We start from the raw sequence: 5,449 nt of genomic DNA, 5'->3' as shown, positions 1-5,449 counted from the left end.
CGTCACCGGGACCGCGGCGACCGCCCGGGCCCGGGCGACACGGGGGGGGGTTAACCCCTTTCGGGCGGGCCGGGACGCTGTGCGTCCCGGCCGGCCCCTGGTACCTGACGATGACCTGACGGCTCCGCGTCAGCGGATGCTGTCCACGTCGACGAGGTCGACCCGGACGTTGCGGCCGCCGAGCGCACCCACCACGGTGCGCAGTGCGCGGGCCGTGCGGCCCCCGCGGCCGATCACCTTGCCGAGGTCGTCGGGGTGGACCCGGACCTCGATGGTGTTGCCCCGGCGCAGGTTGCGCGAGCGCACCTGCACCTCGTCGGGGTGCTCGACGATGCCCTTCACCAGGTGGTCGAGGGCTTCCTCGATCATGCTCAGGCCTCGGTGGAGGCGGCCTCGGCGTCAGCCTCGGCCTTGTCCGCCTTCTTGGCCTTCGGGGTGATGGCAACACCGGTGGTGCTGTCCTCGAACCCGGCGACGGCCTTGGCGAACAGGTGCGAGAAGTCCTCGACCTTCGGCTCGGCGACCTTCAGCGGCTCCGGCGCGGGCAGGCCCTTGAACTTCTGCCAGTCACCGGTGAGCTTGAGGATGGCGAGGACCGGCTCGGTCGGCTGGGCGCCGACGGACAGCCAGTACTGGGCGCGGTCGCCGTCGACCTCGATCTTCGAGGGGTTGTAGGTCGGCTGGTAGATGCCGATCTCCTCGATCGCGCGGCCGTCACGCTTGGTGCGCGAGTCGGCGACGACGATGCGGTAGTGCGGGGAGCGAATCTTGCCGAGACGCTTGAGCTTGATCTTGACTGCCACGGGAGTGGATTCTCCTGGTGTTGACGTGGGTGAGCGGCCGCTGCCACCGCGTGGGGTTGCGGCGACCGGCCGTTCAAGGGACACGCCAGCCGTAGGAGAGAGGGGTCCTGCTCGGCTGCCGAGTACTCAGCTGTCCATTCTGCCACAGTCGGGCCGAGGGCCCGAACCGGCCCGCGCGGGGGTCGCCGCCGGCCGGAGCGGCGGGAATGGCGCGCGACGGGCCCGGCAGCGCGGCACGGGGCCCCGGCAGGACCCTGCCGGGGGCGGTGCACGGCGACGAGCGATGACGACAGCACGGACGACAGCACTGCAGATCGGCCCGACCGAGGGCCCCCGCCCCCGGTAGAGCCGAGCACAGCGAACTGTCGAACTGGAGGGTTTTCACCGACGGCACGGCGGCCGGCGGGCGGTACTCAGCCGATCTTGAACGGCTGCTGGCAGGCGCCGCAGACGATGGACGCCTGGGCGAGCACGGAGGGGACGACACGGACGTTCCGCCCGCAGCCGCACACCGCCTTGACGCGGACGCCGCCACCGGACGAGCCGTGCCGCGCCGCCGGACCGCGGAAGGCCCGGTGGCTGCCCTCGCCCGCGACGGCGAGCTGGTGGGCGCCGAGGGCGCGCTCCAGCCGCTCGATGGTGTCGGCGTACCTGTCCTGCGTCTCCTTGAGCATGGTCACCTGGGAGAAGCCGCTGCTGGCGTGCGGCTCGACCGGGTGGGCCAGCCCGAGCTCGGAGGCGAGCATCAGGAAGCGCCGGTTGTGGTAGCGGCCGGCCCGCGAGGTGTCGCGGATCTCCCGCGCGGCGGCCAGCCCGTGGGCGGCTTCGTGCAGCAACCGCTCGAAACCGAGCCGGGTGCCGCACGCCGAGGAGGACTCGCCGATCAGCGCCTCGGGCGAGGCGAGGTCGGGCAGGTCCTGGTGGTGGGCCTGGATGTCGCTCCAGGCGGCGGCCAGTTCGGCCGCGAGGACGAGAGGCTGTGTCGTGCTCACGCTGGACCAACGATGGAGAGAGGGCCGATGTTCCGCGAGTTCCCGTTCACCGGGAATTCCCAGCAATCTCTCAGGAATGCGCACCCGCTCCTGAATTGCGTTGTTCTGACCTGACGCAAGACCAACCCCCTGCATCTGTGGACCCGTCGATTCTCGGCGGGGCTCTCGGCTATCTCCCGGGGAACGCGCACGCCGTCCCAAGGCGGACGGCCCGCAGCCCGGTCAAAATTGACAGGGCCACGGGCCGTATACCGTACCGCTTGTTTCGCACCGCCGGGAGTTGACCGGCGAGTAGCATCGACGAGCAGTGTGCAAACCTCGGTTAACAATCCGCTGAATCGGCATCGAATTGCAACGGAGCCGGTTCCGGAACGGCTTCGGTTTGTACCGTTCCCCGACCGGCGCCGTCCGTCCGCTCCACGATCGTTGACTCTCCGGCCCGGCGCCCGGCACCCGGTACCCGGCACCGGCCAGGCCGCTCGGGGCGGCCGGTGGACCGGGCGGCGGCGGTCAGTAGGCGCGGGCGACGATCGCGACGTTGCCGGGCTGGTCGTCGGCCTCCGGCACGGACCCGTCGGCGGCGACGATGCAGCGCACCGAGACGCCCTGCTCGGCCAGCTCGGCCTCGCCCTCCGGGCCGAGGTCGGCCCAGGAGATGCGGCCCCAGCCGGTGGCGGCGGCCTCGACGGCCTCCTCCACGGAGGCGACGTCGACCGTGCGGGACTCGCGGCGCTCGCGGGACTGGCGGAGCAGCAGCTCCTGGTCCTCCTCCAGGATGCCGGGCACGACCGCGGCCAGGGAGTCGGCCGCGACCGGCTCCTTGCCGCCGGCGATCCGGCGGACCAGCATCGCGGTGCCGTTCTCCAGGTCGCGCGGGCCGACCTCGATGCGCAGCGGGACGCCCTTGAGCTCCCAGTCGACGGCGCGGCGGCCGAACGGGGTGTCCGTCCGGTCGTCGACGACGGTGCGCACGCCCACGGCCTCCAGGGCGGCGCCGATCTCGCGGACCTTGGCGAGCACCGCCTCGTCGCCCTTGATCGCCAGCACCACGGCCTGGACGGCGGCGAGGCGCGGCGGCACCCGCAGGCCGCTGTCGTCGCCGTGGGACATGATCAGGCCGCCGACCATGCGGGTGGAGACGCCCCAGGAGGTCTGCCAGACGTGCTCGCGCTCGGCGCCCTGCAGCTGGTAGGTGGTGTTGAACGCCTTGGCGAAGTTCTGGCCCAGCTCGTGGCTGGTGCCCATCTGCAGGGCCTTGCCGTCGCCCATCATGCCTTCGAGCGTGAGGGTGTTGATGGCGCCGGCGAAGCGCTCGCGGGCGGTCTTGCGGCCGAGCACCACGTCGATGCCGAGCACATTGGTCATGAAGTCGCCGTAGACCTCGGTGTGGATGCGCGAGGCGTAGGCGCGGGCGTCCTCGTAGGTGGCGTGGGCGGTGTGGCCCTCCTGCCAGAGGAACTCGGTGGTGCGCAGGAAGACGCGCGGGCGGAGCTCCCAGCGGACGACGTTGGCCCACTGGTTGATCAGCAGCGGCAGGTCGCGGTGGCTCTGGACCCACTTCGAGAAGTACTCGTTGATGATCGTCTCGGAGGTGGGGCGGACGACGACCGGCTCCTCCAGCTCCTTGCCGCCGCCGTGGGTGACCACGGCGAGCTCGGGCGCGAAGCCCTCGACGTGCTCGGCCTCCTTGGTCAGGTAGGACTGCGGGATGAACATCGGGAAGTAGGCGTTCTGGGCACCGGCGCGCTTGATCCGGGCGTCCATCTCCTGCTGCATCCGCTCCCACAGGCTGTACCCGTACGGTCGGATGACCATCGTTCCGCGCACCGGACCGTTGTCGGCCAGTTCGGCCTTGTTGATCAGGTCCTGGTACCAGCGGGGAAAGTCTTCCGACTGGGGGGTGAGTACGGGTGTCTTGGCCATGGGGCGAATGGTACGGCGATCGGTGTGCCGACCGTGAATCCGTTTCACCGGCGCACTGCGGGGGCGCACGCCTCGGCGCACGGACACTCCCTGCACACCTCTGGACGGCGGGGCCGGGGCGCTGTTCGCTGGAAGGCGGGGCGGGACACGACCGGGGGGAGCCGGAGCATCGGACGCACACACCGAATGGGAGGCCGCGATGGCTTCAGCGCAGGTGACCGGTACGACCGCGCAGCGCCCGCACGCGGGTGGCGGAGCGGGGTCGCACGGTCGGGCGCGTGACTGGGCGGAGATCCAGGAGCGGATGCTGGTGCCGCTCTACCAGGCGGTATACCGGCGGCTGGAGGTCGGTCCGGCGACCAGCCTGCTCGGTCTCGGATGCCGCTCGGGGCTCGCCCTGCTGCTCGCCGCGGAGCGCGGCGCGCAGGTGGCCGGGCTGGAGGCGGAGGCCGAGCTGCGCGAGCTCGCGGAGGGCCGGCGGCTGCGGGTGGCGGGCGCCGGCGGCGTCGACCGGTCGGGCCAGTCCGTCCCCCGCTCGGCGTATTCGCTGGTCACCGTTTTCGAGGAGCTCGCCTACGTGGCGGATCCGGCGGTGCTGGTGCTGGAGGCCGCGGCGCTGACCCTGCAGGGCGGGCACGTGGTGCTGGCCGGCTGGGGTCCGCCGGAGCGGTGCGAGAGCGCGGGCGTGCTGGAGGTGGCCCGGCGCCGGTCGGTCCGGACGCCGTCCTTCGACCCGTTCGCGCTGAGCTCCCCCGGCGCACTGGAGGAGCTGTGCGCGGGCGTCGGGCTCCGACCCGCCGGCAGCGGCCGGGTCAGCTGTCCGTTCGCCTACCCGGACCTCGACAGCGCGGTCCGCGGCATGCTCTCCACCGGTCTGTACGGGGGCGCGATCGAGGAGTGGGGCCCGGCGCTGGTGACCAAGGAGCTGGAGGAGGCGCTGCACCCCTTCGTGCAGGCGGACGCCTCCGTCCGGATGGCCAACGTGTTCCGCTACGTGGTGGCCGAACAGCCCCGCTGAGCCGCCGCGGGCCCGGGGTGGACGTCCGTCCGCCGCGGGCCCGGGGCGGACGCGGGCCGACGGTCGGACGACGCGGGTCAGCGGTCGATCGGGGTCCACTCCTCGGCGGTCAGCGCGTACCGCTCGTGGTCGCGCCAGGCGCCGGAGAGGAACAGCATCCGCGGGGTGAAGCCCTCGTGGCGGAAGCCGAGCCGCTCGGCCATGGCGACGGAACGGGCGTTGTCCGGCTGCACGTTGATCTCCAGCCGGTGCAGGCCGAGCCCGCCGCGCTCGCCGGGGGCGAAGCAGCGGTCGACCACCAGCCGCATGCCCTCGGTCATCCGTCCGGTGCCCGCGTAGGGCAGGTAGGAGTCGTAGCCGAGGGCGCCGTTGCAGAACCGGCCCATCACGATGTTGGCCACGTTGCACTTGCCGACGAGCCCGCCGGTGTCGACGTCCTCGATCAGGAAGGTGCGCAGGCCCGGGCCCTGACGGTCCAGCAGCTCGGCGAGGCCGTCCGGTTCGACCGGGTTCCACCGGCCTATGTGATCGGCCGAGCGGCGCACCGCCTCGGCGTACGGGGCCACGTCGTCCGGTCGGGGTTCCCTGATCCTCACTCGCACACCACCATCATCGTGCATGTGTGCGGTGGGACGCCGGGCGGCCCCGGCGATCGGCCACGGCGGGCCCGGGGACGCCGCCGGCCCGCCGCTCCTCGGGGAGGTGCGGCGGGC

The 5,449-nt window shown here is 72.4% G+C and carries 6 protein-coding genes; 1 reads left to right on the top strand and 5 read right to left on the bottom strand.

All coding sequences use genetic code 11. The annotated features are described in order from the left end of the window. Window positions 1-129 precede the first annotated feature (129 nt). The 4 genes from ABZ641_RS24625 to proS form a co-directional block, all read right to left on the bottom strand. On the bottom strand, window positions 130-369 hold the full coding sequence (locus ABZ641_RS24625) for an RNA-binding protein (RefSeq protein WP_030275689.1): 240 nt from the start codon (window positions 367-369) through the stop codon (window positions 130-132). Between the two features lie 2 nt (window positions 370-371). Next, window positions 372-803 (bottom strand): 30S ribosomal protein S16, encoded by a 432-nt coding sequence (gene rpsP, locus ABZ641_RS24620; RefSeq protein WP_030275690.1) that lies wholly within the window; start codon window positions 801-803, stop codon window positions 372-374. Window positions 804-1,216: 413 nt separating this feature from the next. Continuing rightward, complete coding sequence (locus ABZ641_RS24615) at window positions 1,217-1,795, bottom strand: hypothetical protein (protein ID WP_359984971.1); 579 nt, start codon at window positions 1,793-1,795, stop codon at window positions 1,217-1,219. A gap of 510 nt (window positions 1,796-2,305) precedes the next feature. Then, a complete protein-coding gene (proS, locus tag ABZ641_RS24610) occupies window positions 2,306-3,718 on the bottom strand; it encodes a proline--tRNA ligase (RefSeq protein ID WP_344625134.1) in 1,413 nt (470 codons plus the stop codon). A gap of 199 nt (window positions 3,719-3,917) precedes the next feature. Here proS and ABZ641_RS24605 point away from each other — a divergent pair, with 199 nt between their 5' ends. Beyond that, the gene (locus ABZ641_RS24605) at window positions 3,918-4,736 is read left to right on the top strand and encodes a methyltransferase domain-containing protein (protein ID WP_344625135.1); all 819 of its coding nucleotides are present in this window, start codon (window positions 3,918-3,920) and stop codon (window positions 4,734-4,736) included. A gap of 77 nt (window positions 4,737-4,813) precedes the next feature. Here ABZ641_RS24605 and ABZ641_RS24600 read toward each other — a convergent pair whose 3' ends face one another. Next, on the bottom strand, window positions 4,814-5,356 hold the full coding sequence (locus tag ABZ641_RS24600) for a GNAT family protein (RefSeq protein ID WP_344625136.1): 543 nt from the start codon (window positions 5,354-5,356) through the stop codon (window positions 4,814-4,816). Between the last annotated feature and the right edge of the window lie 93 nt (window positions 5,357-5,449).

The sequence above is a fragment of the Kitasatospora sp. NPDC007106 genome (assembly GCF_040634455.1).
In the GTDB taxonomy this organism is placed as follows: domain Bacteria; phylum Actinomycetota; class Actinomycetes; order Streptomycetales; family Streptomycetaceae; genus Kitasatospora; species Kitasatospora arboriphila.
This window is presented reverse-complemented; position numbering and strand designations above follow the sequence as displayed.

Coding starts and splice junctions, on each gene's coding strand:
- ABZ641_RS24625 (WP_030275689.1), bottom strand. CDS start 369: ATGATCGAGGAAGCCCTCGACCACCTGGTGAAGGGCATCGTCGAGCAC.
- proS (WP_344625134.1), bottom strand. CDS start 3,718: ATGGCCAAGACACCCGTACTCACCCCCCAGTCGGAAGACTTTCCCCGC.
- ABZ641_RS24605 (WP_344625135.1), top strand. CDS start 3,918: ATGGCTTCAGCGCAGGTGACCGGTACGACCGCGCAGCGCCCGCACGCG.
- ABZ641_RS24600 (WP_344625136.1), bottom strand. CDS start 5,356: ATGCACGATGATGGTGGTGTGCGAGTGAGGATCAGGGAACCCCGACCG.